This is a genomic window from Aeromonas sp. HMWF016 (assembly GCF_963878195.1).
GTDB lineage: Bacteria > Pseudomonadota > Gammaproteobacteria > Enterobacterales > Aeromonadaceae > Aeromonas > Aeromonas lacus.
In genome coordinates this window covers 1-1,377 of record NZ_CAWNWX010000057.1, presented here as the reverse complement: position 1 = coordinate 1,377, position 1,377 = coordinate 1, and the positions used below count along the sequence as shown (strand labels likewise).

The following is a 1,377-nucleotide window of genomic DNA, read 5'->3' as shown; positions in this document are numbered from 1 at the left end:
TGCTAATACCGGCCCACGGATTGGTTATGGCCCGTGGGCCCACGCCATTTAAATATTAAATATGAAAGACAAAGGCATATAACAAGAAGAAATACTGAATGAGCACAGTGAAAATGGGAACTGAAAAATGATGAAAACTCAATCCACGGCACGGAAGACCACATGATGATTCGTGCTGAAAAGCTCAGAACAAAGTAAATATAAATTCACAACTCTGTTTTGATGAGGTTTTAATGTCGGCTGGGTGAGAATTAACTATTAAGTATGACTATGGCAGGCATCACAACGAATATAATCAATATTGCCTGCCTTTATTAGATGACCATGTCATATATTTCAAATAAAATTATCTTCTTTTAAAAATAATTGATTTTGACCCGTAGCCAGGGTTTCCAACATAGCCTAATATTCCTCAAAACTCATCATAACTATGCACTCTAGGCGCTACAAACCATCTATCTGAAAGTGAGTGCTCTGAATAATATTGAAAGCATTTCAGGTCCGGGGGTAATAAATCCTCAATAAAATTCAATTCACATATGAATACCGCGACCTTAACATCTCCTCAGCATGACTCAAGCATTATACTCACTGCGAGATATCTTCATGGCCGTTTTATCTTCATATAAATATATTAGTGTCGTCATACCAACATATAATAGGGAAAACCTTTTGCGTTACACTCTCGAATCATTACGAAAAAAATTTACCAACAAGATACTTTGAAGTAATAGTTGTCGATGATGGTGGTTCTGATAATAGTGAGACGATTGTATCTGAATATAAGACGGTTCTTAATATTCAGTACTTCTGGCAAGAAAGCGATGGGTTCAGAGCTGGAAAAGCTAGAAATATAGGGGCAATGATAGCGGATGGAGATTATATATAGATTCCGGTGTTCTGCTTTCATCTGCAACCTTAAAAAGACATTATGAAGCTCATATCAAATCCCATTATCCAACTGCAATTATTGGTTATGTTTTCGGATTCGGCATTGAACACCATAACGGAGCTGAAATTATTGAGCAGCTAAATAGCTGTTCCGAATAGTAGAGCACTGCTCTCGTACGGCCTCAACAAGAGGCATTGAGCACACATCGAGGTCTAAGCCTTGTCACGTCAGACTTTGCCACCTGATAGTTAATATGCCTTACACGGCAAGGTTTTCGGCAAGATGTAGCACTATTCGGATCAGTTATTTAGGGTGTATGGGGTCGTGCTCGCACTTGATGCTGCTCTGTCCGTTCACGAGAACGATACCGTCAGGGCATATACCGAACAGCAAGGGGTCTGGGTAGCATAGTTCCAGCCGAGTTATTCAGTACCCCAATAGGGGCACAGGCAATTATCGATCTGGTGGGAGACACTGAGTATGGG

The 1,377-nt window shown here is 40.1% G+C and carries 2 protein-coding genes; both read left to right on the top strand.

The features are described 5' to 3' along the window. The first annotated feature begins 570 nt into the window (after positions 1-570). The gene (locus AACS24_RS21880) at positions 571-726 is read left to right on the top strand and encodes a glycosyltransferase (RefSeq protein ID WP_375124699.1); all 156 of its coding nucleotides are present in this window, start codon (positions 571-573) and stop codon (positions 724-726) included. Next, entirely contained in the window at positions 656-889 is a 234-nt protein-coding gene (locus tag AACS24_RS21875; protein ID WP_375124701.1) for a glycosyltransferase, read from the top strand. Before AACS24_RS21880 ends, AACS24_RS21875 begins: the two co-directional genes overlap by 71 nt. Positions 890-1,377: the final 488 nt, after the last annotated feature.